The sequence below is a fragment of the Burkholderia semiarida genome (assembly GCF_029268935.1).
Lineage (GTDB): Bacteria > Pseudomonadota > Gammaproteobacteria > Burkholderiales > Burkholderiaceae > Burkholderia > Burkholderia semiarida.
Genome location: NZ_JAHLCL010000008.1, coordinates 436,935 through 463,476 on the forward strand (window position 1 = coordinate 436,935; position 26,542 = coordinate 463,476).

The 26,542-nt window shown below is 63.5% G+C and carries 28 protein-coding genes and 1 pseudogene; 4 read left to right on the forward strand and 25 right to left on the reverse strand.

Going from position 1 to position 26,542, the window contains the following annotated elements:
* Positions 1 to 205 precede the first annotated feature (205 nt).
* Positions 206 to 1,087, forward strand: a complete 882-nt coding sequence (locus KPB06_RS25175; protein WP_099317202.1) for a Dyp-type peroxidase — start codon at positions 206 to 208, stop codon at positions 1,085 to 1,087.
* A 120-nt stretch (positions 1,088 to 1,207) separates the two neighbouring features.
* On the opposite strand, the gene KPB06_RS25180 is transcribed toward KPB06_RS25175, so the two are convergent.
* A complete protein-coding gene (locus KPB06_RS25180; protein WP_006487795.1) occupies positions 1,208 to 1,609 on the reverse strand; it encodes an OsmC family protein in 402 nt (133 codons plus the stop codon).
* Positions 1,610 to 1,796: 187 nt separating this feature from the next.
* Here KPB06_RS25180 and KPB06_RS25185 point away from each other — a divergent pair, with 187 nt between their 5' ends.
* From KPB06_RS25185 to KPB06_RS25195, 3 genes and pseudogenes are all read left to right on the forward strand, one after another.
* Entirely contained in the window at positions 1,797 to 2,060 is a 264-nt protein-coding gene (locus KPB06_RS25185; protein ID WP_275920517.1) for a hypothetical protein, read from the forward strand.
* Between the two features lie 255 nt (positions 2,061 to 2,315).
* Positions 2,316 to 2,582 (forward strand): annotated as a pseudogene (locus KPB06_RS25190) (helix-turn-helix domain-containing protein); the annotation flags it as partial.
* A gap of 320 nt (positions 2,583 to 2,902) precedes the next feature.
* Positions 2,903 to 4,834: a beta-galactosidase gene (locus tag KPB06_RS25195; RefSeq protein WP_275920518.1), complete on the forward strand. Its 1,932-nt coding sequence runs from the start codon at positions 2,903 to 2,905 to the stop codon at positions 4,832 to 4,834.
* 3 nt (positions 4,835 to 4,837) lie between these two features.
* On the opposite strand, the gene KPB06_RS25200 is transcribed toward KPB06_RS25195, so the two are convergent.
* The 24 genes from KPB06_RS25200 to KPB06_RS25315 form a co-directional block, all read right to left on the reverse strand.
* Positions 4,838 to 5,284 carry an XkdW family protein gene (locus tag KPB06_RS25200; protein WP_275920519.1) on the reverse strand — a complete coding sequence of 149 codons (447 nt, stop codon included), beginning with the start codon at positions 5,282 to 5,284 and terminating at the stop codon, positions 4,838 to 4,840.
* Positions 5,285 to 5,297: 13 nt separating this feature from the next.
* Positions 5,298 to 6,518, reverse strand: coding sequence for a hypothetical protein (locus KPB06_RS25205; RefSeq protein WP_275920520.1), 1,221 nt, complete (start codon positions 6,516 to 6,518; stop codon positions 5,298 to 5,300).
* Between the two features lie 2 nt (positions 6,519 to 6,520).
* Positions 6,521 to 7,093 (reverse strand): YmfQ family protein, encoded by a 573-nt coding sequence (locus KPB06_RS25210; protein ID WP_059475760.1) that lies wholly within the window; start codon positions 7,091 to 7,093, stop codon positions 6,521 to 6,523.
* Positions 7,090 to 8,157 (reverse strand): baseplate J/gp47 family protein, encoded by a 1,068-nt coding sequence (locus KPB06_RS25215; protein WP_275920521.1) that lies wholly within the window; start codon positions 8,155 to 8,157, stop codon positions 7,090 to 7,092. The genes KPB06_RS25210 and KPB06_RS25215 overlap by 4 nt, the downstream gene beginning before the upstream one ends.
* The gene (locus tag KPB06_RS25220) at positions 8,157 to 8,507 is read right to left on the reverse strand and encodes a phage GP46 family protein (protein WP_011884316.1); all 351 of its coding nucleotides are present in this window, start codon (positions 8,505 to 8,507) and stop codon (positions 8,157 to 8,159) included. Before KPB06_RS25220 ends, KPB06_RS25215 begins: the two co-directional genes overlap by 1 nt.
* Before the next feature lie 66 nt (positions 8,508 to 8,573).
* Positions 8,574 to 9,176 carry a phage baseplate assembly protein V gene (locus KPB06_RS25225; RefSeq protein ID WP_275920522.1) on the reverse strand — a complete coding sequence of 201 codons (603 nt, stop codon included), beginning with the start codon at positions 9,174 to 9,176 and terminating at the stop codon, positions 8,574 to 8,576.
* Positions 9,173 to 10,303, reverse strand: a complete 1,131-nt coding sequence (locus KPB06_RS25230; protein ID WP_338083649.1) for a phage baseplate assembly protein — start codon at positions 10,301 to 10,303, stop codon at positions 9,173 to 9,175. The genes KPB06_RS25225 and KPB06_RS25230 overlap by 4 nt, the downstream gene beginning before the upstream one ends.
* Positions 10,287 to 11,597: a DNA circularization protein gene (locus KPB06_RS25235; RefSeq protein WP_275920524.1), complete on the reverse strand. Its 1,311-nt coding sequence runs from the start codon at positions 11,595 to 11,597 to the stop codon at positions 10,287 to 10,289. The genes KPB06_RS25230 and KPB06_RS25235 overlap by 17 nt, the downstream gene beginning before the upstream one ends.
* Before the next feature lies 1 nt (position 11,598).
* Positions 11,599 to 13,863: a phage tail tape measure protein gene (locus KPB06_RS25240; protein WP_275920525.1), complete on the reverse strand. Its 2,265-nt coding sequence runs from the start codon at positions 13,861 to 13,863 to the stop codon at positions 11,599 to 11,601.
* A 133-nt stretch (positions 13,864 to 13,996) separates the two neighbouring features.
* Entirely contained in the window at positions 13,997 to 14,395 is a 399-nt protein-coding gene (locus tag KPB06_RS25245; RefSeq protein ID WP_275920526.1) for a hypothetical protein, read from the reverse strand.
* On the reverse strand, positions 14,392 to 14,769 hold the full coding sequence (locus KPB06_RS25250) for a hypothetical protein (RefSeq protein ID WP_011884322.1): 378 nt from the start codon (positions 14,767 to 14,769) through the stop codon (positions 14,392 to 14,394). Before KPB06_RS25250 ends, KPB06_RS25245 begins: the two co-directional genes overlap by 4 nt.
* A 29-nt stretch (positions 14,770 to 14,798) precedes the next feature.
* Positions 14,799 to 16,133: a phage tail sheath C-terminal domain-containing protein gene (locus KPB06_RS25255; RefSeq protein WP_275920527.1), complete on the reverse strand. Its 1,335-nt coding sequence runs from the start codon at positions 16,131 to 16,133 to the stop codon at positions 14,799 to 14,801.
* A 90-nt stretch (positions 16,134 to 16,223) separates the two neighbouring features.
* Entirely contained in the window at positions 16,224 to 16,451 is a 228-nt protein-coding gene (locus tag KPB06_RS25260; protein WP_275920528.1) for a DUF2635 domain-containing protein, read from the reverse strand.
* Positions 16,448 to 17,116 carry a DUF1834 family protein gene (locus tag KPB06_RS25265; protein WP_275920529.1) on the reverse strand — a complete coding sequence of 223 codons (669 nt, stop codon included), beginning with the start codon at positions 17,114 to 17,116 and terminating at the stop codon, positions 16,448 to 16,450. The genes KPB06_RS25260 and KPB06_RS25265 overlap by 4 nt, the downstream gene beginning before the upstream one ends.
* 4 nt (positions 17,117 to 17,120) lie before the next feature.
* Entirely contained in the window at positions 17,121 to 17,534 is a 414-nt protein-coding gene (locus KPB06_RS25270) for a gp436 family protein (RefSeq protein ID WP_275920530.1), read from the reverse strand.
* A 6-nt stretch (positions 17,535 to 17,540) separates the two neighbouring features.
* A complete protein-coding gene (locus KPB06_RS25275) occupies positions 17,541 to 18,089 on the reverse strand; it encodes a hypothetical protein (RefSeq protein ID WP_275920531.1) in 549 nt (182 codons plus the stop codon).
* A gap of 117 nt (positions 18,090 to 18,206) precedes the next feature.
* Entirely contained in the window at positions 18,207 to 19,100 is an 894-nt protein-coding gene (locus KPB06_RS25280) for a Mu-like prophage major head subunit gpT family protein (RefSeq protein WP_275920532.1), read from the reverse strand.
* Between the two features lie 43 nt (positions 19,101 to 19,143).
* Positions 19,144 to 19,554, reverse strand: coding sequence for a hypothetical protein (locus KPB06_RS25285; RefSeq protein WP_275920533.1), 411 nt, complete (start codon positions 19,552 to 19,554; stop codon positions 19,144 to 19,146).
* 65 nt (positions 19,555 to 19,619) lie between these two features.
* Positions 19,620 to 20,729 carry a phage protease gene (locus tag KPB06_RS25290; RefSeq protein ID WP_226212169.1) on the reverse strand — a complete coding sequence of 370 codons (1,110 nt, stop codon included), beginning with the start codon at positions 20,727 to 20,729 and terminating at the stop codon, positions 19,620 to 19,622.
* A gap of 201 nt (positions 20,730 to 20,930) precedes the next feature.
* Complete coding sequence (locus KPB06_RS25295) at positions 20,931 to 21,518, reverse strand: phage virion morphogenesis protein (RefSeq protein ID WP_275920534.1); 588 nt, start codon at positions 21,516 to 21,518, stop codon at positions 20,931 to 20,933.
* A 103-nt stretch (positions 21,519 to 21,621) separates the two neighbouring features.
* On the reverse strand, positions 21,622 to 22,935 hold the full coding sequence (locus KPB06_RS25300; RefSeq protein ID WP_275920535.1) for a PBECR2 nuclease fold domain-containing protein: 1,314 nt from the start codon (positions 22,933 to 22,935) through the stop codon (positions 21,622 to 21,624).
* Positions 22,925 to 24,469: a DUF935 domain-containing protein gene (locus KPB06_RS25305; RefSeq protein ID WP_275920536.1), complete on the reverse strand. Its 1,545-nt coding sequence runs from the start codon at positions 24,467 to 24,469 to the stop codon at positions 22,925 to 22,927. The genes KPB06_RS25300 and KPB06_RS25305 overlap by 11 nt, the downstream gene beginning before the upstream one ends.
* 57 nt (positions 24,470 to 24,526) lie before the next feature.
* Positions 24,527 to 26,314, reverse strand: a complete 1,788-nt coding sequence (locus KPB06_RS25310) for a hypothetical protein (protein ID WP_275920537.1) — start codon at positions 26,312 to 26,314, stop codon at positions 24,527 to 24,529.
* The gene (locus KPB06_RS25315) at positions 26,314 to 26,541 is read right to left on the reverse strand and encodes an Acb2/Tad1 domain-containing protein (RefSeq protein WP_275920538.1); all 228 of its coding nucleotides are present in this window, start codon (positions 26,539 to 26,541) and stop codon (positions 26,314 to 26,316) included. The genes KPB06_RS25310 and KPB06_RS25315 overlap by 1 nt, the downstream gene beginning before the upstream one ends.
* Between the last annotated feature and the right edge of the window lies 1 nt (position 26,542).

Sequence of the window (26,542 nt, forward strand, 5' to 3'; positions counted from 1 at the left end):
TCAGGAGTGTCGCGCGCGCCGCAACGTCTGACGAATGCGGCGTTGCGGCGTCGATACGGTTAGTATTCGGGGTTTTGGCCCCTTTTCGCGTACGTTGCGCGATGGCGGGCACGGGGCCGGCAGGCGCATCGATTACACTTGCGCGTCCGCGGCGCGCGACGATGCGGCCCGCACAGATTCACTCCGAACCATTCCCGAGGAAACGATGAGCGACGTTCAGCAAGGCATCCTGGCTCCGATCGATACGGCGGCCCGATACCTCACTTTCACGATGTCGAATGACGGCAATATCGCGGCGGCGCTGGCCGCGCTGCGCGAGATCGCCGACGGACGCGACACGGTCGTCGGCTTCGGGCACGCGCTGGCTGCCTATCTCGGGCACCCGGTGCCGGGACTCACCGGGTACCCCGCGTTCTCCGTGAACGACCGCACGCTGCCGATCACGCCGGCCGACGTGTGGGTGTGGCTGCGCTCGGACGACCGCGGCGAGATCGTGCTGCGCGCGCGGGCGATCGAACGCGCGCTGGCGCCGGCGTTCGTGCTGCAGGACGCCGTCGACGGCTTCCGCTATTCGAACGATCGCGACCTGTCCGGCTACGAGGACGGCACCGAGAATCCGGAAGGCGATGACGCGGTGGCCGCGGCGATCGTGACGGGGCAGGGCGCGGGGCTCGACGGCTCGAGCTTCGTCGCGGTGCAGCAGTGGGTGCACGACTTCGACCAGATGGAGCGCATCCCGTCGGGCGAGATGGACGACATCATCGGGCGCCGCCGTTCGGACAACGAGGAACTCGACGACGCGCCCGAATTCGCGCACGTGAAGCGCACCGCGCAGGAAAGCTTCGCGCCCGAGGCGTTCATGCTGCGCCGTTCGTCGCCGTGGTCGGACACGCGCCGGGCGGGCCTCTATTTCGTCGCGTTCGGCTGCTCGTTCCGCGCATTCGACGTGCAGATGCGCCGGATGAGCGGCGCGGAAGACGGCATCGTCGACGGCCTGTTCCGCTTCACGCGGCCGCTGACGGGCGCGTATTTCTGGTGCCCGCCGATGAAGGATGGCAAGCTGGATCTGTCCGCGCTCGGACTGTAAGCGTCGGGCGGGATCGACGAACGGGCGGGTCGCGCTGGATGCGCGGCCCGCCCGTTCCGTTTTTCAAGCGTTCGAGCGCCGTGCGTGAGTGCCTGCGGCGTGCGTCGGTGCGTCAGTGCGTCAGTTCAACGTCGTCTCGATCCGCGTGCCGCGCTTGATGAACTGCGTCACGGGGGTTTTCTCGCAGATCTCCGCGAGACGCTGGCGTTGCGCGTCGTCGAGCGGGCCGTCGAGCGTCACGACGCGGCGCACGTACTGCACGCCTTCGCGATCGGCATGCAGCTCGGTGCGCACCGCGATGCGCGCGGCCGGCCACGTCTTGCGCTGCATGTACATGCGCAGCGTCGCGGCCGTGCATTGCGCGAGCCCGGCCAGGACGAACTCGTACGGCGCCGGCCCGCGATCCTGGCCGCCTTCGCGCGGTGCCTCGTCGCCGGTCAGCGCATGCGTGCCGGCCTGCAACTGGACGACGTAGTCGGGTGCGTCGGCATCGAGGACGGCGGCGGCGTGGATGAGCGACATGGCAAGTCTCCGGTAAGCGGATCGAGGAAAGAAGGCGCCGTGTGGTGGCGTGCAGCCGCCAGCATACCTTCCCGGTCGAGCGCGCGTGCGCAGCGCGCGACGCGTCGGCGATGCCGGCGCTGCCGCGCACGCGCGCGACGATGCGTTCGCGCACCCGCTGATGCGCTCGGTCGGTGTCGCGTGACTCGTGCCAGTACGCGAGCAGCGGGAATGGATCGTCGACATGCGCGCGCAGCGGGTTGAGCGCATGCGTGACGGCCGGTTGCGTGACGTGCGGCGCGCGGGCGGCGTGGTGAAGGACCGATCGATTCCAACGGATGCGCGGGCAACGGATGCGCCCGTCGGCGTGCGACGCGATCGCACGCGTTCGATGCACGTCGATGCCGTTCGCGCCGATACGCGAGCGTTCGCTTTGCCGATGCACGACGCCATCGGACACACTCGTCATTGAACATGGCGGCTGCAATAATCGGCCGCATCGCATACGCGTTTCAGTGTCGGCATACCAGCGGCGCGCGGCAGCCTGTAGTAATCCGCCATCATGCTGTCCCCGTCGGCCATTTCGCGCCAAAGGCGCTACCCGTTCGGCTAAGATGCCGTCGCTTCATATTTCGGGATAGCCGTCCTGTCGCACGCATTCAAACCAAATATAAGCCTGACAGTTCGACGGTATTAGAAGAAGTCGAACAAGTCGGGGGCTTGGCCAGTGAATGCAGCAGATCAGCGGTGGGTCATCATCTATTTGAGCACGGGGTTTTCGTTGGCCCAGGCCGCGCGTCTTGGCGAGGCCTTCAACCTGGCGAATCGCCTGCATGGGTACGGCGTGGATTACCAGCTCAAGTACGTATCCGAAAGCGGGGGACTGTTGCAGTCGTCGTCCGGCGTGAGAATCGCGGCCGATCCGCTCGGCGACGAACACAGCCGCCGTGCGCTCGCGTTCTTTCATCTTCATGGCGAGCGCGCGGCCGTCAATGTAACGTCGCGGCCGAATTGGCACTGTTTCGCGCTGGCTTTGTCACTGACGTGTCGTAGGCGCTTTGCGGTCTTTTTGTCACGTTCCAATGTCGGGTTCGCGCGCCCGTAGCAAGCCGGCCTACCGGGCTGCGCCCATCGCAGTTCACGCCAATCGTATCCGTCCGTCTAGCCGCTCCGCGAAACGGTCCCGTCCCCGATTCGTCTATACTTCCGACGAATTTCCTGCAAGCCGTCCGTAAGTCGGCAAATTTTCTACACCAACCGGGACAGGCGGCGCGTTGTGCGCCGTCCGGGGACCATCAATTTCGATAAAACGAAGTGAAAAGGCGAGAATTCATCCTCGCAGCGGCGCTGACGCCGCTGCTCGGCGCGTGCAGCCGCGATCTTGCTGCTAAGCGGTTTCAACCGCGATCAATTGCCGCTGGCCCGACTCCAAACGATGGCAGCAAGCACATCCTTACGTTCGGGGAAGACGGCATCACGTTCTTGCTGGACGGTAAGCCATATCAGATTCGGAGCGGTGAAATGCATCCGCCGCGTATCCCGCGCGACTACTGGCGTCACCGGATTCAAATGGCGAAGGCTATGGGGATGAACACCATCGCCGTCTACGTCATGTGGAATTTTCATGAAACGAGCGAAGGCACGTTCGAGTTCGATACCGACGAGCGAGACGTCGAGGCGTTCATTCGCCTATGCCAGGACGAAGACATGTGGGTATTGCTGCGTCCAGGGCCGTATATCTGCGGCGAATGGGACCTGGGCGGCTTGCCTGCGTATCTGCTTGCGCACGACGACATCCAGTTGCGCGTCAGTTCGCACCGCGATCGCCGATACATGGACGCGGCGAAGCGATACATCGCTGAGCTGGTGCCGCGCATCAAACCGTTGATGTCGGAAAACGGCGGCCCGATCCTCATGCTTCAGATCGAAAACGAGTATGCAACGTACGGCAACGACGTCGCGTACCTCGAAGAAATCCGCGCGGCGTGGGTGCAGGGCGGGATACCCGGCCCGTTCTTTACCGACGATGGAGTTAAGCAGCTCCAGGAGAGCCGGACAGCGCTCGAAGGCTGTGCCATCGCACTCAGTGGGCCGAAGGCACACGACGTCGCAAAAATCTGCGAGACGTTCCCCGGGTCGACTGTTATGGGCGGCGAACTCTACCCCGGCTTCTTTACGCATTGGGGTGACCGCGAATTCCAAGGCGCAAAGTCCGACATCTCGCGCGAGCTTACGGACTTCATGCGCTATGGCATCTCGTTCAGCATCTACGTGATCCACGGAGGCACGAACTTCGGCTATTCGGCCGGTGCAAACCTCGACTCAAAAACCGGGGAGTATCAACCGGACATCACCAGCTACGACTACAACGCGCCGATCGACGAGCAAGGGCGAGCCACCGACAGTTTCTCGAAATACAGAACCATAATTCAGGCACGCCTCGATACACCGCTTCCCGATGTGCCGGCCGTTCCACCAGCACTTGACCTGTCAGGCGACTACGCGCTGCGTCCGTATCTGCATTCGTCGGTATGGGACAACCTGCCGTCGCCGATCGTCGCGGGCGATGACGCACCGCTCAAGTCGATGGAGCACCATCGCCAGGCGTCGGGGTTCATCCTGTATCGCAAGGCCGACATGCCGGGTATTGGTGGCGCACTGACACTCCGCGACGTGCACGATTACGCAACGGTCTTCACCGACGGATCGTATATCGGCGGGGTCAGTCGAGCGAAAATGCCTCGTTACTTGGCCGAGGGGCTGCGCCTTGTGACGAATGAGGACCGGCTGCCTATCGCGAGCGGATCGTCTACGCTCGACGTGCTTGTCGAAGCCATGGGGCGCGTGAACTATGGTGACGACATGATCGATCGAAAAGGGATAACAGACGCCGCACACCTCGATGGAACGGAACTCCGTGGATGGCATACCTACTGCCTTCCCATGAGTCCCGAGTATGTCGCGGCACTGCGACCGATCTGCACTGATCCACGTCGCCCCGGGTTGTTCTTCAAAGCATCAATGATGCTCAACGAAGTAGGCGATACGTTCCTCGACATGCGCCATTGGATCAAGGGCGTTGTATGGGTCAACGGTCGGAACATTGGCCGTTACTGGAACGTTGGTCCGCAGTTCAGGCTCTTCTGTCCCGCTCCGTGGCTCCGCAAGGGTTACAACGAAGTGACGATCTTCGATTTGCACCAGATTGATCCCATGCCAATCGATCTTCGCTCGACCGCCACGTAGCCTTTACTCGCTGCCCGGTTCCTCGTCGGGAGGAACCGGACAAGTTACCTCGAACGGAAATCCTTCCTGCTCCGGAATCTTCCGCAGCGCTTCACGAAATGCGATCCACCTGACAGCGAGCGCCTTCACTGAGTCCGGAGCGTCAGGAGGCGCGAACGGCTTGCTGTCCGTCGCGCTCAAAGCCGCATCCCGGAAGAATCGAACGTGCTCGGCGCGGATCGATTCCTCGTTGCTACGGAAAAACGCCTCCACGTCCGTATCGTCGGGTTGCGGCACCGAGTCACTCGTCCAATACACGATAACCGGCGGCCCGCTTTGCTTCCCATCTTCACCGAGCGGATGTCGCGTGCGGTAGTCTCTGCCGGCGACGAGCTCCGGGTACATGCGTTTCAGACTAAGAACCATGTGATCGTGCGTGTAATTGCGGAAGTCGATTTGTCTGAGGTCCATATTTCTTCGCTCCTTATTGGTTGCGCAGCACAACGCCGCGCTGCCAGATCGCCGTGATTGCACTGGTGCTCGCTGCGACTCGCAGACCCGTCACAACCCACGGCGCGGGCAAATCGATTTGACCGTGAATGTTGCTGCTCACTGACCCCACGTAGTCGAATTCAGAGATACCCGAATCCCACTGCACGCGAGCGCCGGCAGTCGCCTTTCTCGCGACCACGTTCGACGCATAGTCGTTTCCCCAGGCTGATCCCCATATGTTGCCGTCGGCCTGATAAGACGCACCACCCACGTGAGCGGTGCTGTTTTGCCACGTCTCGCCAGCATCCGACACTTGCCACGGAACCGCGTTGTAAGCGCTGTTGATGATGTCCAGGCCGCCACCGATGCGCGCCCGCAGGTACACATTCGAGTTCTGCGAATACAGGTTCTGAAGCTGGATGTCTGCCTGCCAGCCGTCACGCGAGACGATCAGTCGGTCCGACATGCGGGGCACACTGCGCGACACATACGTGTTGGACAGATATGTGCTCAACCATCCGCCCCATACCGGTCCATAGACGTTTCCGTCGGTTGCATACGTGGCATTGGCCCCACCTCCTACCGTCGTCCCGCCTACGGTCAAACTGCTTCGGGTCGCTACTTGGCCACCGTCAAATACCCACATATTCACAGCGGTGTTCGCGCCGTTCACGATGCCGACGAATTTTCCAGGGCCATCAGTTTGGATACGCGGTGTGTAACCGCTCGCACTGAGAACTACACCGCTGTATCCACCCGGTACCGCGATCGTCAGGATGCCGGTCATCGTATCGCCGGCCTTATTGAGGGCGTATCCCTTCACCCAATCCTGCGACGCATATGCGGAAAGCTGGCTCGCGAATGCGAGCAGACCGAGATCGTTCGCATCGACCGTCACGCGCAGACCGGAACCGTCCTTCGCCCACCCGATCTTCACAGCATTGGTGCCTTGGCCTACGCCGGTGCCCTGTTGAACCGGTGTGTAGCCGAGCTTGGGTTGGTAGTCCGCGCCAGCGTCGGCGACCATCTTCTGGATCGCCTTGACGATTTGCTTGTTGTCGGCCGGATCGAGTTGCATGCCGACGCTCTCGGGAACGGCCGCCAGCTCTTCCTGGACGGTCTGCATGTACGGCATCGTGACAACCGTGCCCTTGATCCCTTGCGAAGGATCGCCCGCGTGCCAGTTGCCGTCCGGTGTGTTGATTCGCTGCATGGTTACTCTTCCTGGTAGATGAAGTAGACGAACGTGTCGGCCGGCTTCAGGTCTTGGAACACGGATTCGAGAATGGGATCGGCGAACGTCAGCAGCGGCTCGCCAACCGCGCTCTCATCGACGCGGAAGTAGATTTCGAGCGAAGGCGAGCCGTGTACGATCACGCCCCACTCGTAGACGATGTCCTCGATCCAGATCGCATCGCCGATCGCGCCTTCGTCGACGCGGAAGGGGTCCGGTTCGACGATCTCGATGCGATAGCCGAGCGCGGCCGCGAGGCGCGTGAAATACGGAATCGACATCCCGCCGGTCTCGTTGACCTTCGCGACGACGGTCGACACGCGCTGCTGCAACGTGGCATCGACGGCCGGCGTAATCCCGCACACGCGTTCCCAATCCGGCAGAAGCTGTTGCGCGAAGAACGGCGTGATGCCGTTCACAATCGTGTCGGCATCGGCGAGCGCGCGATCGAGCGCTTTCCCCTCGGCCGTCAGCTCCGCCGCGAGACGCGGCTCGCGAGGGTCGTATGAGACGGGCGGGAGAAGACGCCCAAGCAACTCGGCGTGTTCGTTCATACCATCGGCCTCAACGTCACGTTGCCGAGGCGGCACCACTCGATCACCTGCGCATCGACCACCGGGACGACGTTAGCCGCTGGACTGTCCAGCACGTAGTCGCCGATGCCGAGCGTGTCGTTGATGACACCGCCGATGCGGTTGCGAATGACCGTGTCGCCGGGCGATACAACCGCGTTGTAGGCTCCGAGTCCGGATTCCACCGCCGCCTGGGCCGTATCGAGCGTGATGCCGTTCAGCTTGACGGCCGCCGTCACGTCATAGGTCTTGATCGACGGCACAACGACACGCGTATCCTTGGCCCGCACGGGGCGCTGATCGTCGATGTGCGCCTGTGCCGCCTTCAACACATCGTCGGACGGTAGGCCATCCTCGGTCACGATCACCACATCGACCGTGCCGAGTCCGCGACGCAGCGGATAGACGAACGCCGCGGTCACGCCCGGTACTTCCATCGCCCATTGCCAGTAGTCGTATTTGTTGCCGCCGGCCGGCGGCCGACGGATACGCTGAAGCAGGCGTGCGAGCAGGCTATCGAGCGTCTCGATCGCCGTCCCGCCGCGCAGCGTCACGATGGTCAGTGTCGCGTCGACGTCGATCGGCGGCACGGTGAGCGTGAGCGTATCGCCGTCCTGGCGGTTCCCGATGGTGCCGGCGTCGACGGCCGCTACCGACACGACCAGATTTCCATCCGCATCAAACGTGCCGCCGCTCGTCGTCACGTAGGCGGTGCCGTCCTGATATTTCGCACTCAGACCGCTGGCGATTTGGACACCAGGCTTGCCCTTGGCGCGTGCGGTGCCACTTGCGACGACAGGCGACTTGCGATCGATGCCGCGCAGGCGCGCGTGCAGGATGAGATTGTCTTCGTCGGCCGTGTCCGGGAAAATCTGCCGCGCCGTCCAGGCGATACGCGCATACAGACCTTCGACCGCGCTGGCCGTGCCGCTCGCGCGCACGTAGTGATCGGAATCGTCGCCGACGTCGGCATCCGGGCGCTGGTTCTTGATCTCGCGCAGAATGTTCGCGCGGACCTGGTCGAGAGTGAGAACGGTCGCCGGCATTACGACACCTTGACCGGATGCTGGAAGTGCTGGACGTTGCCCGTCGCGTCATACACTTCGACGAGCAGAACGAGCCAGCCTTTTTCGCCCGCCGTGGCCGACACCACCACCTTGCTCGCGCGGCCATCCTTGACCAGCGGGGCGAGCGCTTGCTCGGCGTATTGAACAGCGAGGCCACGCACGCGCGGCGTGTCTTTCTCGCGCGCCAGCGTGTGCAGCAGCGACCCGACGTCGGGCGCAGCCCACCAGGAGCCGAGCGGCGTGGCGAGGCGGATATACACGGCGTTGGCGAGCGTCGTCGTCTGTGTGCCGGTATATCCGCCTGTTTGCGGGTTCAGAAGTGCGTCCATGCCGCGATTGTCATCGCGCGCGCGTGAACGTCTTACGTGATGGAGGTCAGTGGGCTTCTGCTGACGTCAAACGACAGGCGTGTCCGTGATGCTGCCGGTTTCCGGATGCTTGTGGCCGTTGAAGCTCTTATTGCCGATCACCACGTCCTGGTCGACGCGAAGATTGTCGATATGTGCACCGTCGCCACCCGACATCGACAAGCCACCCTTGCCTGTGATCTGCTCGGCGACGTTGAGCGCGTGATCCATGTTGACGGTCGGCGTCTTGAAGTTCACCGAGTCTTCCGCCTCGATGTTCAGCGTCTTCGTCTTGATGTTGATGACGCGGCCGCGTGAGAGCACGATTGAATCACCTTCGTCCGTGTAGATCGCTACCTCACCATCCTTCAACGCTTTCACGCGATACTGCGCGTGCTCCGTCGCAACCACAATGCTATGACTCGTCTTTCCGCCGATCGGCACGACGATCCTCATCGTGCCGGCCGGCGGCGCACTGGTGTATCCGTAGTGCTGGAACAGCTCTTCGTCGACACCGCTCTCGCCGGCAAGCCCTTCACCACGCACCATCACCACCGGGCCGTCGGTGTTCACGCCGCTGATCACGCCACGAAACGCTTGTCGCACGCCGGCCAACATGCGCGACACTCGCTTTTCAACTTCTCGCATCATTTTGTCACCGTCGTGTTGCCGTTTGCGTCCGTCACGACCAGCGAAAGCGGGCCGTCGCCTTTCTTCTTGCGTCGATGCTTGCGCCCCGAATGCGGATGCGCGTCGAGAATCCAGACCCCGTCTTCCTTCAGCGTCAGCGTCGTGTGAGCCCCACCAGGACGACCGCCCGTGAAGCGGCGCGCCATCAGGAAATAAACGGCGTCGATGCCGTACTCTTCCCACACGACATGCACGCGCTGCCCGGGCTTCCACAGCACGCCGTTCGAGGTTCGGTGTCCCTTCACGCTGGCTTTCAATGTATGCGCCGCGAGCGCCGAATCGGAGATGATTTTCTTCGCGCGAGCTTCAGCGGCCGCAAGGTTGGGCGCGTCGTGATCGACGTACACCTTTGGCCGATACACCGTCACCCCCTGGTCTTTCACCGTGGCCTTGATCGCGTGCTTGCCGGCCGTTGTGCGCGTACCGTGCGCCTGGCCCAGCACCGTGACTTCCGAATACCGCTCCGCAATCGAATCGTCTTCGTCGAACCATTCGACGTTGTTGCCTTTGCCATCCTCGCGCAGGATCAGGCTGGCCACGGGCGGCGCATTGTAGTCGGGGCCTCCGATCACAAGCGTGCCGTCCGGTTCGAACCACGGCCACAAGCCTTCGCCCTCGGCAGCGTGGACCAGCGCGTCCCACGCGGTGTCACCCGGATCGACGCTGATCTTGTCCCACGTCGACTGGGCCTGTACGGTGTCGATGCGTACTTTCTTGATGCCGAGCGGTTTGACGATGTTCGCGACGACGTCGGCGAGCGTTACCTGCTTCGCGGTGAAGATCGGGGCCGAGCAATCGCGCAGGATCGCGGCATAGTCACGGCCGCTGATCGATAGTGTCTTCTCCGTCTTGCTGGTGCGCCGCCGCACGTTGTCGACGTAGCCCACGAGCACGGTATCGTCGCCGACCTTCACCTGGACGTGTGCGCCAGATTTGACCGTGTCGGGCATCTTGCCGGCCGGGCGCGTGAGCCGCACGTCCCACGCATCGGCCGGCGTCAACAGATCGGAATCGATCGAGTACGACGACCAGGCGCTGTGCGCCTTGCCGCCGATTAGCACCGTTACGTCGTTATTGGGCGAAGCCACGGACAGTGTCTCCTCGCTGGATGAAGTTCGGATTGCGGATTTGCGGATTCAGTCGCAGCAGCTCGGCGGAGCGCAGGTAGTTGCCGTACCAGAGATGTGCGAGCAACGTCATGTTCGACGGTGCATCGACGGTACGCGAGATGATCGGCGGCAGGACGTCGATCACCTTGATCGCCAGCTCCTGCACCGTCAGCGCCGTCTCTTTTAACGGCTCGATAACGGGCCGCGCCTGCTCGACCGGCACGGCCGCACGAACCGCGTCGATTGCGGTCTGTATCAGCTCGCGCGTGTCATTCGCGATCTGCTCGACCTGGTCCGGTGTGAGTGTCGGTTCGTCGGCCTCGTTCGCGAGAACGTCGGACGCGACGCTCGCGGTAACCGTTGCGACGACGACGGCCGTCACGGCCGTGACGAGCTGCACGTCGGATGTGTCGGCCGCGACCGTACCCGGGCGCGGCGGTGCATACGGCGCGGCCGGATCGGTCGAGCCGCTCGGCACGACCGTTGTCGCCTGCGTACCAGGAATAGCAAGCGGCTGGCCAGCGGCAGATGCGGCGGGCAGCTTCACGACCGTTTTCATCTGGTCGCGCATGTCGTTCCAATCGGACATAACGAGGCCCGGATCGAACGAACGGAAGTCCGCAATGCCGCTGACCAGGCCGATCAGGTCGGACGCAAACGCGCCGGGCCACGACAGATAGTCGACGCTCGCACGGCGGAAGCCGACGACCAGTGCCTTGATCGGGCCGAGCGTCTCGCTCAACACGTCGCGCAGCGCATTGAGTCGCCGCAGACCGGCCTTCATCGTCTTGAGAAAACCGACTGCGCGCTCGAACATGCTGGTGCCGGCATCCATCGCGGTGGTCGCGAGTTGCGCGGCCGCGTCGGCAGTTTGCGTCGGCCGCTGCTCGACGAAGAACGGGTTGCCGGGCGTCGAGCGCTTGAACCGCATCTCGATCACGCACGCGTCAACGTTGTCGGCGTCGTGCGACACGTGCGCGCCGATGAGCTGCATGCTCGGCATCGAGCCGAACACCGGATGAATCAGTTCGCCCGGCCCCTTGACCGCGAGCGCGGCGAGCAGCGCCTTCATCCGCACTTCATAGTCGTCGCCGAAGAAGATCGCCGTGAGGCTCGTCGTGTGCGCCTTCAAACCGAGGTCTTCGACATCCTCGCCGTCGACGTGCGGGACCGCATATTCCGCCGTGTCGCGGTCGATCGTATCGTCGGTGAGTCTCACGTCGAACGGCACACCGCGAAACGATGCGTCGAACAGTGTGTCTTTCCACGCCATATCAGTTCCTCAGTGCGTTCTTCTGGCTGGCCGTCGACACGAAGTCGTACAGGTGTTGGCCGTCGAGATTGATCGTGAAGTGGCCTTCGACGACGGGCGGCTTCTCGTCTTTCTTCTGCGCGAAGATCGCGTCGCCGATCATCTTGCCGATGCGCTCGCCGAAGTCGTGGCCGAAGTAGCCCGCGATCGCACCGCCGATCGCGCCCACGGCAGTGCCGGCGATCGGCACCACCGAACCGGCCGCAGCGCCTGCGGCTGCGCCCAATGCCATGCCGCCCAGACCACCGACGACGCCACCCGCGACACCGACGTAACCGGCCTTCTTCTGGTCCGGCGTCATCGAGTCGTTGTTCGCGATGGAGTACGCTTCGATGCCGCCCATGACCGCTTGCAACGGGGCACCGAAGCGACCCACCAATCGCGCGCCGGCCGCGAAGCGCGAACCGAAGGTCGCGGCCTGGGCGGCGGTGGTGCCGAGCGCCCCGGCCGATGCAGCGGCTGCGGCATCAGCGGCCGCAACTCCAGCAACCGGCGCCGCAGCGAACCCGCCGCGCAGGATGCTGATAGACGCCGCGACACCGAGCGCGGCCGACAGAGTCTTCAGGCCGAGCGTCGTGCCTTCGATCGCGGCAGTCAGCTCGGGATACTTGCGCGCGTAGTCGGTGAGGTTCGTCGCCACGTTGCCGAGCTTCTCGTCGAAGCCTTCCAGCGCCTTCTGGCGTGCAATCTGGCGCTCGTTTTCGAGCTGCTCGGCCTTGAACGAGGCGGTGCCGGCGATCGTCTCGAAGTTGCTGTCGACCGCCATCTTCGGGTTGAACACCTGAGACTCGACCTGCTTCCGGTAGTCTTTTTGACCCATATACGCGACTGCCGCACCGAGCGCCTGTCGATCGTGGATGATCTTGCCGATCGACGTACCTTCGAGCAGTTGGACCTGGCTCTCCATGATCTCTTTGCGCTGGCTCTCAGGTGCGGTCGCGAGCTTGGTCTTCAGGCTCTGATAGCGCTTGTCGCGCGACATCACGTTTTCGAGAATGCCGACGAACGCGTCCAGTGCGTTCACACCTTTCGCACGCGACGCGGCGAGACTGCCGGTCAGATCGATACCGAGCTTCTTCGCCTTGATCTGCGTGTCCTGCGAGTTCAGCTTCTCGAGCAGGTTGACCAGGTTATTGCCGGCCTCATCCTTCGTACCGGCCGTGATCACCGACGCCTGGTTGGCGACGACGAGCTTGCCGAAATCCTGCAAGCCTGACATGCCGGCCAGCTTCGCCATGGCCATCTGCTGCGGGAGCCACTTCGACATATCCTTCAGCTCGAAGCCGCCTGCCTGGCCACCCTTGAGCGCCATGTCGAGCGCGCGCGGGATGTCGGCTTCCTTGATCTTGAAGTTCTGCATCGCGCGAATGGCGATGTTGCCGAGTTCGTTCGGGTCCGCGCCGGTGGCCGTCGCGAACTTTTGCAGGGTCGGCAGCATTTTCATGGCGGTTTTGTCACTGACCGCGCCGGACGCGAGCAGGTTGTCGAGCGTGTCCGCCGCCTGTTCACGCGAACCACCACCCGAACGCACGGCCGTCACGATCGCATCGTTCAGCTCGCCGACACCCCTACGTCGGCCAGCGACGTCGCGATCGGAGAACGCGGTGTTCGCCATCATGGCGAGCCGGCGGTCATAGGCCATCGTCTCGCGCACGGCAGGGGCGGCCACCATCACGCCGGCAGCAGCGCCGGCCACGACGCTGCCGGCACGCCACATCGCGCCGACCGCACGACCACCGCGCGCGAGCCGGCCTTCCGCCTGCTCGGTGCCGCGCAGCTCGCGGTTCAGCTCGGCCACACGCGTACGCACCGCAGCGAACGCGCGCGCCTGCTCGGCGGCCGACGCGAAGCCCGCGCGCTGGAGACGGTTGTAGGCGGCGACGGTCTGGGAAATTTCCCGGCGGATCGCCTGTTCGGAACGGACGTCGAGCTGCGAGCGAGCCGCCGCCAGGCGTTGGGAGCCGGTGAGGATGTTCCGGTTCGCCTGGGTGTAGGCCGCTTCGGTTTGCTGCACGTTGCGCTGGACGGCCTGCTCGGCACGGGCCGATTGCGACATGCGCACGTCGTACAGCATGCGACTGGTCGCTACGCTCACGCGCGACGCGTCTACATACGTCTGCGCGGTCTGACGCACCGAGCGCTGTACGTTGCGCTCGCTTTGTTGTGCGGGCGTCGACACCTGGTCGCGCATCCGCACGGTCAATCCAACTTCGAGATCCCGGCTCACTGTTTTTTACCCTTCGGACGCTTACGCCTCATGCTCTTCACGGTGCGCGTCGTGGTGCCGGGCACCTGCTGACGAGGATTCTTGCCGCGAATCGTTGCGATCGCGGCAAGGTATCCCTCAAGTTCCGGCTCGGTCAGGCTCCGGAACCGTTCTTCGCTGACGCCGTATTCGGCGAGGACGATTCCGGCGAGCCGGTAGTTTCGGCGGCCGGCTTCGGCCGCTGTCGCTTTTTTTTAAGATCGTCCTGCGCCTTCATCATCACGTCGTAGTCGCTGTCGACGGCCGTCATGAGCAGCTCGTCAGTGATGGCTTCCTTCGGGATCGCGCCGAGCGAGACGAGACAGCGCGCGAGCATTGCGACGTTCACGCGCATGTTCGACACGCCACCGCCAATGATTTCCGGCTGTTCGTAGACCTCGATGTTCTCGCCGATGGTGCCGAGGCGAATCTCGAAGTCGTAGTGCAGTTCGCCGCTGCCCGGCGGATATTCGACGCCGTATTCCAGCGAACCTTTTTCGGTGTTGATGCTCATTCATTCACCCGTCGAGTCGAGAAGATGGTGAGGTCGCGGCGCGCCTCGTTTTCCACGCTGTACTGGTCGCCCATGTCCAGCGTGACGCAGTCGTAATAGCTCACGCGCTGGCCGCCCGGCGAGACGGGGAACTGGGTCAGCTTGCCGCCTTCCATGTTCCACCAGTCGATCTCATCGCCGCCGAGCGGGATCACGACGGTCACCTTCAGTTCATGTTCCTCGACGCCGCGCGCGAAGCCCTTGACGCGACCGGTACGGTTCATCGTCTTGACCGGCTTCTTGCCAGTTTTCGACGTCACCGAGAAGGTCACGACCTCGGCCTCCTGGCCGTCGACTTCGAGCACGATCGCGCCGACGTATTCTTCCAATGCCATAGCTGGCTCCTATAGTGTTTCGATGGGTGTTACAGGATCAGGTCGATCCGGCCAGCGAAGACGTGCAGCCCGTTCACGACGTCGCACGGGATCGCGGCATTGAGCTGGTTGACGTCCTGCAGATCGCGTTCGACGATCAGCTTGTCCTTGTTCGCCTCGACGTTTTCGATGATTTCCAGCTCTTCCAGCTTGTACAGCACGTCGAGCAGCTCGCTACGCACCTTCGGCGGCGTCTTCTCCGACAGCTTCTCGCGCGGGAAGCGAAGCGCAATCCGTTGCTGACACGCCTTGCGAACGTAGTCCAGCGTGCGGATCGTCGTCACGTCGAGCAGCGCCGGATCGTCGATGCCCTGCGCATCCTTCGTGTACGTCGTGATCGCACGGACGATCTGCACAACGTTGCCGGGGCCGATCTCGAAGGGCGTCACGCCGTTATGCAGTGCTTTCTCCTGTTCGGTGCGTCCCGGTTGCGACGGGATCGGCGTCACATCGAGGCCGAGCAGCGCGAGCGTATTCAGCGGGCGTGCCGGGTCGGTCTCGCTGGAAAGGACGGCTGCATATTCGGCTGCGATCTCGGCCGGCATGCATACCGAGCCCGGATGCCAACCGATCGTGATCCGCCCCCCGTTGAGATCACCGGCGAGCGTAGTAGCGGTAGACAGAGTCGCGGGCGTGCCAGCGACGCCGACAGCGGGACGTTGTTCGAGCGCGCCCGAGATGCTGTCCAAGTGCGTGCGCAACTTCGTCATCGACTCCAACGTCGGCCAGCACGTCGCATACAGGTTGTACTTCGCGCCGTATACGGCCGCGAGCGCAGGGGCGATGTCGGGATCGTTCAACCCACCGGAGAGTGCGGTAATCGTTGCTTTGACGCCGGCCGCCTGGTTGAGCTGCGACAGGACGATATCGTTGCCAAACACCCCCTTGTTCTTCGCCGTCAGCGTGACCTTGCCGTTGACCGAGTCGGCCGTGACGGGCAATGCGGTCTTCTGCGCGATCTGATCCTTGAGGCGCGTGGCGATCGTCGTTTCGGTGTCGTCCGCGTACACAGCGATATCGACCCGCGCATTGGCAATGAACAGGGCGAACGCACCGTCGGCAGTCGCCGGTCCCGTGAATTCGATTGTCCCCTTTGCTGGCTGCCCCGCAACAGCGTCGTCGACCGCGATGACCGTCAGGCTCACGTACTTGTACGCCGTGATCGCAGCGACGGCCGCGATGTGCGCGAGCGACCCTGCGCCAAAGTACAGTGCCGCCTGGTCGCCGGAAAACACGTCGACTGGCTTCAGTGCCGGCACAGTGCCGTCAGCGGTACGCTGGCCGATGATAAGCACAGTCTGGTCGTTCGCCGGCAGCGTGCGCACGGCGAGCTTCGTGTTGAATTCGAAATACTTGCCCGGCTTGCGGATACCCGACGGGATCGTATCGAACGAGATGTTTTTGCTTGCCATCGGTTAGGCTCCTTTCGCGGCCTTTTTGGCACCCGAGTCGACTGCCGGACTCGGTGCGACGTCGGCGCTCGACTCCGCGGCCGGCCGGTTTTCTTCGATCAGGTCACCCTCGGCGACGCGACGCTGGTAATACGCGGTGTCCGGCACATCGACGGCTTCAGCGTCCGTGATGTACTGGCGCGATGCGTGTTCCTTCGGGACACGCAGCCCGGATCGGGCTTTCACTTTCATGGTTGCTCCTTCATCTCAATGCGATCGACAGCGTCAGCCGGCCGATCAGTGCCGGGTTGCAGGTAGTAGCGCAGCAGCGTCGACTTCCAGTCCGGCGTCGGCGGATCGAGCTGGCCGTCGTACTGCTCGAACACTTCTCCGAGCGGCCCTTCGACGCTGCCTTGCGGAAACGCGCCGACGAACAACGTGTCTTCGACCCATGCGGTGTGGAATTCCAGCGCATAGACGGACATCGCGTCGCTGCGGACCTTCGTGTTGAACAGCGTGCGAATCGCACCGGGTTGCAAATGTCGGATCGGCAGGCCCATGTCCTGCTGGTTCAACAGATGCCGCACGGCCGAGATCAGCAGGTTCGTACCGACCTCGACGTGTGCCGGCCCGCCGTGCCGGCTCGTTTCCTCGTTGCGCACGCTGCGCGCGCCCACCATCACGACGAACGTCGCCTCGGCCTTCCACTTCGAACGACTCGTCGCAACGGGATCGGTGCGCTTCACACCGCCGAACGTCACCCACGCGGCCGGGAAGCGCCGAACGACGGTGTCCAGCTCTTCATCGTCGAACTCGCCGCCATAGGTTTTGACCTCGGTGACCATCTTGCCGAGGCCGCGCGTCAGGCGGTCAACGATGCCGAGCTCGACGGCGGTCACGATCGGGACGTAGGGCATGGCGTTATCGGTTGTCGCGAGAGAACACACGCGTGCCCGTCACGAACTGGACAGAGTTGTCGGGTTGCGGGACCGATCCCGTCGTCGTCGAGCCGAGCGTGACGTCACCCGATGCGACGAGCTTCAGGAATGCGATCGCCGCCTTGTAGCGCTTGTCGATCTCGTCTGTCATGACGGTCTCGCCGCCGCAGAGGCGATAACGCGCGATGTCACAGCACACGCCCGCAAGCATCTTCGGTTGCGGATCGAGCGGCAGCGCGTAGCGGCCGGCCAGATACGTATCGATCTCGGCGGATGCTTCGTCGAGCGCATCGGCAAGCACGAGCGCATTCACGTCGCCGGTGCGATCGCGGTCGGACAGCGAGATTGCCTCGCGCTGTCCGAACCGGCCCACCAGAAATTCGACGGTGGCGTACATGCCTGATTAGCTCCGAGCCTTGGTCGCCGCCGACTTGCCCGATGCTGCGGCAGCCTGAGCGGCTTCGAACGCCTGTTCACGGGCGGTCAGATCGTTCTCGCGCGCGACCAGGCCGGCGACGCGCTCGTCGAACTCGGCGACGCGGCGCTTCAGGTCCGCTTCCGCCGCTTCGAACTCGGTTTCAGCGGCCTTCAGATCGGCCTCGCGCAACTTGATCGACGCTTCGCGCTGATTCAGTTCCGCTTCGATGTCGGCGAGCGCCAATGCGCGCTTCGCATCGTCTTCGCTCACATCGAGCGTCAGCGTGTCGGCGTTCGCCAGCGCCGCCGTCACGTGCGGGGCGTCGTGGTGCGGGAGCGCCGCCGCGTCTTCGTCGCTGAGCTGGATCGCCGTGTCGACCACGACCAGGGACTTGTCGGCGACGATTGCGGCGTGTGCGTTCGGATGAAGCGCAGCCAGCGCGATCGTTTTCGGCACGATCCCGAACACATGGCCAGCGCGGCGAAACCCTTCCTTCGCCGACGCCACCTTGATCGCCGGATGTTTCTTGCTCATGAACCTCTCCTGTGAATTCGAACCCAACCGGAGCCCGCCATTGCGCCGCAGCTCCGGGACGTTCTTCCTCCGCGCTTATCGGCGTCGCGCGGCCGTTTCTCGCGGGGCGTTATCCCGTTATGCCAGCCAGGGCGTTGCCAGCAGATCGGCCGAACCCTTCCAGATGTTGGTCGCGCCGTAGTTGTTCGCGTCGGCGTTCAGGATCTTCCGGCCGCGTCCTTCGTACATCGGCGGCACGACCAACAGCGATGGACGGATGCCAAGCGGGCGGCCGTTGTCGCCCTTCATGCCGGTCATCGCTTGGCGGGCGGCCTCGTAGCTGTCCTCGGTCAGCTCGGCCTGCGACGCATACGCGAGTTGCCAGAGCGCGAAGCCCACGTTGCAACGTGCGTCAACGCCGTAGCGGAGCTTGTTCTCCGAGAACACGACTTCGTCGGTTTCCTGATCCATTGCAACGAAGTTGTACGGCTTGCGCTGCTGCAGGATGATCGGCTTCACGACGCGCGTCATATCGAGCAGATACCAGGTGGGGCCTGCACCGGCCTGGAAGTTCGAGACCGAACCGACCTGGCCGTTTTCCTGCAGCACCGGGTGATCGGTATCGAAGAAGTATTGGCCGTCGTAGCAGGTCTTCGTCGAGCCTTGCTTGAGTAAGCCGAACACCAGCTCGTCCGGATGCTGCTTCGCGTCGAGGCCGAGCTGCGCGATCGCCGGCTTGTAAACGCCGTAGGTGTCGTCTTCGATTGTCGTGCGCTCGACACTGACCGTGTTCTCGAACGATTTGTTCTTGATCGCAAAATCGTGGGACGTCAGGTTCTGAAGAACGCGATCGCCGATCCATTCACGGAAGCGCGTCGTCTGGCCGAGCCACGGATAGACTTCCTGCGACGTGGTCGACGGCACGGGCATGGCGACCTTTTGCCAGTCGGATGACGCACCATCGAAGGCTTGCTGGAATACCGTGTTGAAGCCGGTGAACACTGCGCGCAAATTGGCGCGATTGATTTCCATGTGCTTTCCTTATGGAGTGGTCGGGAGGTGTGACGGGGCCGCGTTAAAACGCGATCCAGACGCCGGCCGGGTCGATGTCAACCATGGTGCCGGCGACCGAACGCTTGCCACCGCCGTCCGTTTTCGCGACGGTCTGATCGTCGACGATGTACGCGGGCATGCCGACGTCCTTCAGCGTGAGCTGGTCCGCGCCGGCCGAATTGGCGACACGCCACTGGCCGCGCCGGATCGTCACGTTCGCGGCACCGTCTGCGCCGGCCGTGTTGTCGATCTGCTCTTGGACGATGCCGGCGCCCTTGAGCGTGGTGGATTCAGCGCCTTTGGTCGCGAGGCCGGTCGCCGTATCGATCGCGGCGATCGCGCCGGTGAAGAACAGCACACCGCCCTTGGCCGGGTAGCTGAACAGCAGGCCGGCCCGGGCAACGGTGTCGCGGTCGGCGGTCAATGCAGCCATGTGAATCTCCTGGTGGAAGTGAAAACGCGTTGCTGATGGAAGTGAAACGAGTTGCCGCGCTACCGTCAGGCGGTCGGCTGCGACGTCTTGTACGTCGCCGGGTCGAGGCCGAGCGCTTTACACACAGCGAGGTCTGCTTCGGCGAGCGCGGGTGCGCCGGATTGGTCGCCGGCCGGCGGATTGCCGCCGGTCTGCGTGCCGCCGAGCGCCTGAATCGGCTGTGCGGTCGCGACGAACTGTTTCAGCGCGGCGACGTTGCTCTTGCCGAGGTCGCGCGCCCAGCTCTCCTGAGCTGGCAGCAGCCGGCCGTTTTTCAGAGCGGCCGTCACCAGTTCCTCGACTTCGTTGCCGGTGAGCTTTGCGTTGGCCGCGTCGAGCTGCGCGCGCAGGTCGGTCATCACCGAAATCGGCACGAAGCGCGCCGGGTCGACCTGGTTGGCCGACAGCGTCGCGATCTGCGCGCGTTGCGATTCAAGCAGGACGGGCAGGTTCACGCTGGCAGCGGCGGTGCCTTCGCCGCCGGACAACGTGTCGATCAGCTTGTTGAGCTGGGCGACGATCTCTTCAGCGGTCGCGCCGACCGGCATATTCAGCAGCCATTGCAGCCGTTCCAGGAGTTCATTCATGTTGGGAACCTCGGTAGGTGGGACAGTGGAAAGCGCCGCGTGCGCGGCAGGATCGATCGCGCCGGACATTGCCGAGCACGCAGCGGTGAGCTGCACCTCGTCGAGACAGTCGAGCGCGGGGTCGTTGGTCAGTGCCGCGTTGAAGAGCGCGATCACGTTGCCCGCCTTATCGAAGGCGAACACAGGAGAGATGTAGGCGTATTCGTCCGCGTCGATCATTGCGGACGCGCGGGCGGTCCATTGGACGTCGGTCGCGTACAGGCCGTCGCCTTCGCGCCATTCCAGCGTCTTGAACCAAGCGGCGGCCGGCGCGGGTTGGCCGTTCTTCGCCGAATTGAGCGTCTGGTGCTCGTAATCGATCACATAGCGGGTCTGCCGGGCGTTCGCCGCCGCGATCAGACGTTCCGCACCGGCCGCGTCGAGCCGCCACGCGGCGCATTCGGTCGGTCGGCCGTCACGTGCACGGAACTCGCCAGCCGGCAGCAGCTTGAGTGCCGTGCCGGTCGACTGGATTTGCGCGGAAAGCGCCGCGATGAAGAAGATAGCCATGCCGCCATGTTGGCGACCGGCCGGGGGAAAAATAACGGGACCGGTGTCACTGGGAACACACCGGTTGACTCGCGCGGGGGGAGTGGCGGGAAGTGAATGCCGCTAGGACTGATTTTAACGGGGGTTTAACGGCCCTCACGCCCCCATCTGGCTATCTGCGCCTATCCGGCCCCTGAAAACCGCTCAAATCGGGCGAGCGGGTTACTGATCAAACAGGCGGCGCAGGTAGGTGGTGACCTCTGACTCGATCCCGATATTGTCGGACTCGGTCAGCGCAAAGAACGGCCGCGCCGGAATCTTGATCGTCCAGCCCTGGCTGCGGGTCCACTTCACGATCTTGACCCGCTTGTGGCTGTTCTTCGCGAACACGGCCAAGTGCGGATGGTCCGCCTGGCGCATGATCATGCCATTGCGATCCTTGCGCAATCTAACGTAGCCCGACATGGGATGACGTTGGATCGTGCCGCCGAACTGGTGAATCGCCGCGTATACAACGTTAGTGCCGACACGGGCCGTCGTCGCGTCGTGTGCCGGCGTGATGCTGGATGCGAGCCGACCCGAACGTTGCAGAATCTTGCCGGTGCCGGCTTCCTCACGGCGGCGCTTGAGGGTCTTCAGACTCAGGCCGAGCCATTTCGGCCGGCCTTGTTGCGCGAAGTTCTCTTCGACGGCGTCGGCCATTAGCCCGGCGATCAGCGCCGTCACGGGCGACGCATCCTGCATCAGTGCGCGCACGCGGGCCATGGTCGCCGCGTACCGGGAGTCGTCGATCTCGATTTCTACGATCATGGGCTATACTCTGTATATACCGATTGCAGTCGCACAAGCTCCCGACTGACGCGACCAAAGGAACTGCACGGTGGCCCGCGACGAGTCGGCGTCGCGGGCCGTTCTATTTCCGGTACGCCAGAAAGCCGTCACGCTGCTTTTCTATATACCGACGGCGCGCTTCCTCGCCGCGCTCGATATTCGCCATCATGGCCGTCGACCCGGTCCAGTTGTCCTGGCCCAGCTCGAACACGCTCAAACCGTACTGCGCACCGTCCTGGCCGTCGATCAACCAGGACTTGATGTAGCGCCGCTTGAGCAGCCACGTACCGGGCTTCGCGCGGCTCTCTTCCCACCGTAGCCATATCTCGTCGGGTTCCTGGATCGCCCGGGCGAGCAGCGACATATACGCACCGCGTCCGTCCTTGTCCGCCTTCCAGCTCCCGTCGCCAGCCTTGAACAGATCGTCTGAGATCGTGACGGCCGAACGCGTGGCATCCTCGAAGACCTTCGATTGACCGGGCTTCAGGCCGAACTCCCGAAGAAACGCCTGCGCATACTGTTCGGGCGTGCGGCCAGCCGGCAACAAGCTCGACGCCGGCACCGGGGTCGGCGTCGGCAATGTCGGCAGCTCGATGCCGGACGGAAAGGTGCGCGGCAGGCTGTCGGCCGGCGGCGGCGTAAACGGCTTCATCCACTGCGCGCCCGGGTTCGAGCTGAAGCCCGGGTCCGGCAGTAGCTTCTGTCCCGTGGCCGGGTCTTTGTAAGCGAGCGCCGGCTGCTTCGCACCGGATCGGTCGACAATCTCGACCTCGACCAGGTCGCCGTCGCTGTTGCGTACGGGAATACCGTTCTGCTCGACATACGCGCGCGTGCGGGTGCGCACGCGGCAGCGGCACCGGTAGCCATTGGGCGGGTAGAACGTGTGCCAGAACGGATCGTCGTATCGGTAGATCGCACCGGCCAGCGCCCGGTGCGCGGGGCGCGTCCGGCTGTCCAGGACGGCGACGTACTCCCAATACGGATGCGTGTCGACCTGTTCGAGCTGCGCGGCGTAGCGGCCGGCCATGTAGGCCGATTGCATGTTCGTCTGGAAGATCGTCTGCAAACGGCGGGGTGTCAGGCGCTTGCCTTCGATCTCGCCGGTGTCCTGGTCGACGATCATGCCCTGGCCGAGCCAGCCTTTCTTTTCCAGAACCGGCGAGAGCTGCCGTTTAAACTCGTCGAACGTCGTGCCCTTCTTTAACGACGTCGTGAGCGCCTGGCGAATATCCTGAAGCACGTCGACCTTCATCACGCCCGCGACCGTGAACGCCTTGGCATGCGCCTCGGCGGCGACGTCCTGCCAGCGGAAACCGATCTTGTAGCCTTTCGACTCGAAGTAGGCGATAGCCTTCTCCGGTTCCAGGCCGATCGCGTAGCCGAGATCAACCGCCATTCAGACGCCCCCACACATCGGCAACGAAGATGCACCGCGCGAGCAGCTCCTGCATCGCCGTGTCGTCCATCTCGGGCTGCGCTTCGAGCAGCATCTCGATTGCTTCATCCGGGGTCGCGCCTCGGCGCAGCGCGGCAATCGCCGGCCCGATTGTCGCGCGCAACGCGTCCGTGATCTCGTCGGCCGGCAGCGCCGCGACTGTCTGGTCCAGCTCGTCCTGGTCGGGATAGACAATCTCGCCGGCTGCGTTGCGCAGCACGGCGCGATAGCGCATCTTCGCGGTGCGCGGCAGCTCGTCCGGTCGTTCCGCTGGCGGCAGCGCCATCTGCGGCTTCGGCACCGACAGGATGTCCTCGCCATCCTTCGGCTCGGGGATCATGAGCTTGTCCTGCGCCCACTGGCGTGGCACCTTGACGCCGGCACCGACCAGCTTCGGCAGTGCGTCGGCGTACAGGGCCAAGTCTTCGGCATCGCGCGTATCGAACTCGAAGCGCGGGCAGCGGCGCGGATCGGACGCGCCGAAATTCAGCGCCGACAGCATGTAGCAGAGGTTCGTCAGGGTACGTTGCGCCTGGCGCGCGTCAGACGTCAACAGATCCCGCCGCACTTCGTTGTGCGTCTTGCCGAGCGCGTTCGTCGACGTCTTGCCGTCAGCCTGCGAAGTCAGCGTGCCGCCGAGGATCGCCTTCGACACGCTCTTCTCGCACCAGTCGATCATGGCCTCGAACGGGTCTTTCGTGCCGTCGGCCGCTTCCTGGAATTCGATCAACATCCCTTCCGGGATGATGCCGGCCGCGTTGTGGCCGATCTCGGCCACTGCGCGCAGCAGTGTCGCTTTCTCTTCCTTCGTCGAACCCGGCGGATACTTGCCGACCCGCAGCGGCAGGCCGTAGATTTCGAGGAACTCGGCCAGGTCCGACACGGCGTACGTCTTGAACAGGTACGGCCACGCCAGGACACGATGAAGGCCGGCGCGGGTCAGGTAGCCGCTCTTCGCACGGTGTTTGTGGACCAGCCATCCGAACGGCCAGAGCGGCGTGCCATCGGACGAATTGTCACGCAAGCGCAAATCGTTACCGTCGTACAGCGGCGTGCGAAACCATCGTTGCGGCCGGTGGGTGAGCGTCTTCGGGAGCCACACCTTCTCGACCTGGTGCCACTCGATCTCCTGCGCCGAGAAGCCGTGGCCGACCGCGTCCATCTGGTCGAACAGCACGTCGTCGAGATTCGCGAAGTCGGTGAACCATTCCTCCAACTGCGCGGCTTGCTTCTTCTCTTGGGCGCTGGCGTTAGCTGGTGCAACAATATTCCAGTCGAGCGTCAGCAGTGCGCGCTTACGCTTGCTCATGTCGGCGAACAGATGCGCGTCACGCTCTTCCATGTCGGTGAACAGATCGGACTGCGCCATCAGGTCGCCATACTCGGCTGCCTCCAGAATCGAGTGCAGCTTCTTCGGCGTCAGGCCGCGCGACGGATGCTGTGCAAAATCGCGCGTGATCCAGCCGATCTTCGACGTCTGCGGCTCGGACAGCACCTCCCGCTGGATCGGCTGTCCGTACATATCAAGAATTTGTGCCATTTTTTCGTTTCCTCAAAACCCGCGCCGGCTTGACTGCGGATAGTCGTAGTCGTCGTCGGGGCGGTCCGAACCGCGTTCGATAGGCCGTGACGCGACCGGCTCGTACCCGTCCGTGATGCCGTAGCCGCGCGACTGCGCGATCATCCAAAGGATGTGCAGTGCGGTCAGGCCGTCGAAGTGGTGATGTCCCTGCGGCTCCGGCCATTCGTCCAGCTCGGCCAATAACGTCGTCAACGCAGCGTGGAAGAGAATCGATGGCGAGATACGATCCGTGATGAACGGTTCCAGAGAGTCGATCCGCACTTCGGGCGCAATGGACGCGGTGACGCCGACAAGCGGAAGCGGTACACCGGCGCGAAGGCTAGACTTCAGCAAATCCTGCCGCGCCCACTCGTAGGCGTTGTTGTTCTCGAAGCCGAATGCACGGCAGCGATACTCCCGCTGAACGGCGATCAGGTCCGCTTCCAACTTGGACGGAACGCGGCGCTTGATCTCCGCATGGATGACGTGCAGCTTCCGGCTGACGGTATCGAGACCGCCGACCAGAATCGCGGACGGGTCCGACTTCCGATCTTTCCCCATCGATGGGTCGCACGCGCCGAACATCAACCAGGATTGCAGGCGCTGCACCCAAAACGTGATGTGGCCGAAGACCTTGTCTTCTTCGGTGCGCGGGTCACCCTGCATTTCCGTCGCGAATGCGCGGGGCGACTTCGCGCGCTGTCGCATCAGGTAGAACAGCGTGCGCACGGACGGCCAGGACGTAACGGCGCCAGCGTCCATCTCGGCCTGGTGCTCCAGGTAGAACCGGTACGACGGCAGCTCGGTGTCGGCGACCGCCTCGCCGCGCTGCGCGGCCGCTTCGATCGCCGGCTTGTCGTCGTTGAGCATCAGCGCTTCGCACTGCTGCCACAAATCCATGTTCTTCGGCATCTGCGCGATCGCGCGGAAGTGATGGACGACGTGGCCGATCGTGCGCTTCGCGCGGGAGATCGGGTCATCCTTGTCGAGCACCGTGCCGACGCCGATGTACTTCACGCTGCCGTCCGGTGGGCCGAGGTAGTCGATGGCCTTTTCCAGCCACGTCCACCGGTTCTGGCGCTCGGTCGGACTCTTTGCTTCGGCGTCGGTGATCAGGTCATCGCCCATCAGCACCTTCGGGCGGCTTGCGCCGTGGAACGTGCCGCGAATCGCCTGTTCGGCACCGAACGGTTCCACCTTGACGCCGTTCTTCGTGACGATCTCGCCGACCCGCCACGTCGGGCTCTTTCCACACACTTCCGGGAAGTCGAGCTGAAGCGCCGCGTTAGCGGTCAGCTCCGTTTTAACCACTTCGAGCAGCTTGGTCGGCAGCGACGTTTCGGCACCGAGCAGGATGATGTAGTCGAGGAACGCGGGGAGCGCGTCCGTCCATCCGACCTCACGCCGGATTTCCTCACGCTGTAACAGACCCTGCACGATGATGTAGACAGGGCCGATCTTCGTGCACATGGACGACTTCGCCTCGCCGCGTGGCGCGACCCACCATTCGCGCGTGCCGCCAGGCTGGCGCAGCAGCTTCGGAAATCGCCCGCAGAAGTGCGCTTGGAACAACGACGGCGTGCCGCGAATGTGATGCGGGAAGTACGTGTATGCGAAGAACTGGTAATCGCCGTCGACCAGCACACGTCGGCGGCGTTCCAGGCGCGCGGCCGGCGACGGATCGAGGCCCGTTGCATGGGCCTCGATGTCGCGCCGCAGCTCGGACGCCAGCTCCGCGATTTCCTTATGGAAATCTTTCTCGGTGAATTTCTGGACCATTAGACGAACGTGGTCGGCTTTGCAATTGCGCGAATCAGCGCGCTGAAGCCCTTCTGGATATCTGTCTTGGCGATCTCCAGCCAACGCTTGTCTACCTCGAGACTTTTCTCGAGCATGTCAAACACCTCGCCAAGGTTGTTACCTTGCAATTTGATCGCGTTTATCACGTCGATATCTTCTTGGCTAAGCTCGCGGTATCCCGCGATCATGCGATGCTGATTTTCCATG

What these genes read in the sequence shown, in the direction of transcription:
- KPB06_RS25220 (WP_011884316.1), bottom strand. Translation starts at nt 8,507, where the DNA reads ATGGACGCACTTCTGAACCCGCAAACAGGCGGATATACCGGCACACAG.
- KPB06_RS25285 (WP_275920533.1), bottom strand. Translation starts at nt 19,554, where the DNA reads ATGGCTGCATTGACCGCCGACCGCGACACCGTTGCCCGGGCCGGCCTG.
- KPB06_RS25290 (WP_226212169.1), bottom strand. Translation starts at nt 20,729, where the DNA reads ATGGCTATCTTCTTCATCGCGGCGCTTTCCGCGCAAATCCAGTCGACC.
- KPB06_RS25275 (WP_275920531.1), bottom strand. Translation starts at nt 18,089, where the DNA reads ATGAGCAAGAAACATCCGGCGATCAAGGTGGCGTCGGCGAAGGAAGGG.
- KPB06_RS25280 (WP_275920532.1), bottom strand. Translation starts at nt 19,100, where the DNA reads ATGGAAATCAATCGCGCCAATTTGCGCGCAGTGTTCACCGGCTTCAAC.
- KPB06_RS25250 (WP_011884322.1), bottom strand. Translation starts at nt 14,769, where the DNA reads ATGGCATTGGAAGAATACGTCGGCGCGATCGTGCTCGAAGTCGACGGC.
- KPB06_RS25180 (WP_006487795.1), bottom strand. Translation starts at nt 1,609, where the DNA reads ATGTCGCTCATCCACGCCGCCGCCGTCCTCGATGCCGACGCACCCGAC.
- KPB06_RS25175 (WP_099317202.1), top strand. Translation starts at nt 206, where the DNA reads ATGAGCGACGTTCAGCAAGGCATCCTGGCTCCGATCGATACGGCGGCC.
- KPB06_RS25210 (WP_059475760.1), bottom strand. Translation starts at nt 7,093, where the DNA reads ATGAACGAACACGCCGAGTTGCTTGGGCGTCTTCTCCCGCCCGTCTCA.
- KPB06_RS25295 (WP_275920534.1), bottom strand. Translation starts at nt 21,518, where the DNA reads ATGATCGTAGAAATCGAGATCGACGACTCCCGGTACGCGGCGACCATG.
- KPB06_RS25270 (WP_275920530.1), bottom strand. Translation starts at nt 17,534, where the DNA reads ATGTACGCCACCGTCGAATTTCTGGTGGGCCGGTTCGGACAGCGCGAG.
- KPB06_RS25205 (WP_275920520.1), bottom strand. Translation starts at nt 6,518, where the DNA reads ATGCAGCGAATCAACACACCGGACGGCAACTGGCACGCGGGCGATCCT.
- KPB06_RS25235 (WP_275920524.1), bottom strand. Translation starts at nt 11,597, where the DNA reads ATGGCGTGGAAAGACACACTGTTCGACGCATCGTTTCGCGGTGTGCCG.
- KPB06_RS25200 (WP_275920519.1), bottom strand. Translation starts at nt 5,284, where the DNA reads ATGGACCTCAGACAAATCGACTTCCGCAATTACACGCACGATCACATG.
- KPB06_RS25300 (WP_275920535.1), bottom strand. Translation starts at nt 22,935, where the DNA reads ATGGCGGTTGATCTCGGCTACGCGATCGGCCTGGAACCGGAGAAGGCT.
- KPB06_RS25215 (WP_275920521.1), bottom strand. Translation starts at nt 8,157, where the DNA reads ATGCCGGCGACCGTTCTCACTCTCGACCAGGTCCGCGCGAACATTCTG.
- KPB06_RS25245 (WP_275920526.1), bottom strand. Translation starts at nt 14,395, where the DNA reads ATGAGCATCAACACCGAAAAAGGTTCGCTGGAATACGGCGTCGAATAT.
- KPB06_RS25225 (WP_275920522.1), bottom strand. Translation starts at nt 9,176, where the DNA reads ATGATGCGAGAAGTTGAAAAGCGAGTGTCGCGCATGTTGGCCGGCGTG.
- KPB06_RS25260 (WP_275920528.1), bottom strand. Translation starts at nt 16,451, where the DNA reads ATGAAAGTGAAAGCCCGATCCGGGCTGCGTGTCCCGAAGGAACACGCA.
- KPB06_RS25315 (WP_275920538.1), bottom strand. Translation starts at nt 26,541, where the DNA reads ATGGAAAATCAGCATCGCATGATCGCGGGATACCGCGAGCTTAGCCAA.
- KPB06_RS25265 (WP_275920529.1), bottom strand. Translation starts at nt 17,116, where the DNA reads ATGCCCTACGTCCCGATCGTGACCGCCGTCGAGCTCGGCATCGTTGAC.
- KPB06_RS25310 (WP_275920537.1), bottom strand. Translation starts at nt 26,314, where the DNA reads ATGGTCCAGAAATTCACCGAGAAAGATTTCCATAAGGAAATCGCGGAG.